Source organism: Aeromicrobium piscarium, assembly GCF_007421815.1.
In the GTDB taxonomy this organism is placed as follows: domain Bacteria; phylum Actinomycetota; class Actinomycetes; order Propionibacteriales; family Nocardioidaceae; genus Aeromicrobium; species Aeromicrobium piscarium.
This window is the reverse complement of sequence record NZ_VLNT01000040.1, coordinates 1-1,424: the sequence shown is the minus strand read 5'-3', so window position 1 is coordinate 1,424 and position 1,424 is coordinate 1. Positions and strand designations below refer to the sequence as shown.

General features: G+C 65.6%; 1 protein-coding gene. It reads right to left on the bottom strand.

The window, feature by feature from the left end:
- Positions 1-3: 3 nt before the first annotated feature.
- Positions 4-1,314: an ISL3 family transposase gene (locus FNM00_RS18635; protein ID WP_143915030.1), complete on the bottom strand. Its 1,311-nt coding sequence runs from the start codon at positions 1,312-1,314 to the stop codon at positions 4-6.
- Positions 1,315-1,424: the final 110 nt, after the last annotated feature.

Here is a 1,424-nt window from a genome sequence, read left to right as displayed (position 1 = left end):
GGCTCATCCGAATCGAGGGTGTAGTTGGGGTCTGAAGCCGCCGGTCTCGAGCAGGCTCCGAGCGATGTAGTTGGTCAGATTCCTGAAGCCGAGGGCAGAGCCGCGGAGGTGTTCGAGTCGTCCGTTGATCGCTTCGGTCGGACCGTTGGATGTGCCGGGCCGGTCGAAGTAGGCCAGGACGTCAGCGGCTCGCTTCTTCAACGTCCGGCCGAGAGTGATGACCTCGGTCAAGACTTTCGGAACACCGCGGCTGAGGGAGTCGATGAGCTTGCTCATCTGCTCTCGGCCGGCAGCTCTGTCCTTCTCGCGGTAGGCCGCGATCATGTGCTGGTAGACGCCCCAGGTGGCTTCAACGGCGACATGCTGGTCGTCGGCGAACAGAGCCTCGATCCGGTCCCACTGACGATCGGTCAGCAGCCCGGCGCCGGTGTGCAGGACCCGTCGGGCCGAGTAGAGCGGATCACCTGAGCGGCCCCGATGCCCATGAGTGGCGAGCTGGATCCGGCGGCGACACCGGTCGAGCGCGTCGCCGGCGAGACGGACGACGTGGAACGGATCCATGACTGCGACCGCGTCGGGGAGCTCCTCGGTGGTGGCGGTCTTGAACCCGGTGAATCCATCCATCGCGACGACCTCGATCCGCTCCCGGAAGACGTGGTCTTGAACGGCGAGCCAAGACTTGAACACCGCCTTGGACCTGCCTTCGACCATGTCCAACAGGCGTGCTGGCCCGGTGCCGTCACGGATCGGAGTCAGGTCGATGATCACCGTGACGTACTTGTCGCCGTGGCGGGTGTGGCGCCAGACGTGCTCGTCGACACCGATCACCGCAACACCGTCGAACCGGGCTTTGTCGTCGATCAACCGTCGTCGACCTTCGGCCAGGACGGCGTTGTTGGCGGTGTCCCAGGCGACCCCAAGCCCCTCGGCGACTCGAGCGACCGTCAGATGCTGGACCACCAACCCCGCGAGCGCCCAGCGCAGTCCGCGGCGTGAGAGCTTCGCTCGTGGTTCGGCCGCAGCAGAGGTGTCTTGGCGCCACACATGACCGCACTCGGCGCAGCGGTAGCGACGAACCGTGACCTCAAGAAGCGTGGGACGCCAGCCGAGCGGCTCATGCGCCAGCTGCCGCGTGACGGTGTCACGCGGCGCTCCTTCACAGCCACATCTGCGACACCACGAGTCGGGCTCGGCAACCCGACAGACCAGCACGGCACGACCCGGCTCGAGGCGCTGGCCCGTCACCTCCAGACCGAGCTCGTCAAGACCGGCGAAGGTCGTCAGATCAGGGGTCGCGAAGGTAGCGTCAGGCATGTCGAGGTCTTCCAGATGGATAGCGTGAGAACTTCCATCATCGGGAGACCTCGACGTCTATCGCCGGACCGACGCGCTCACTCGTTCTACACCCTCAACTGGGAAGAGCC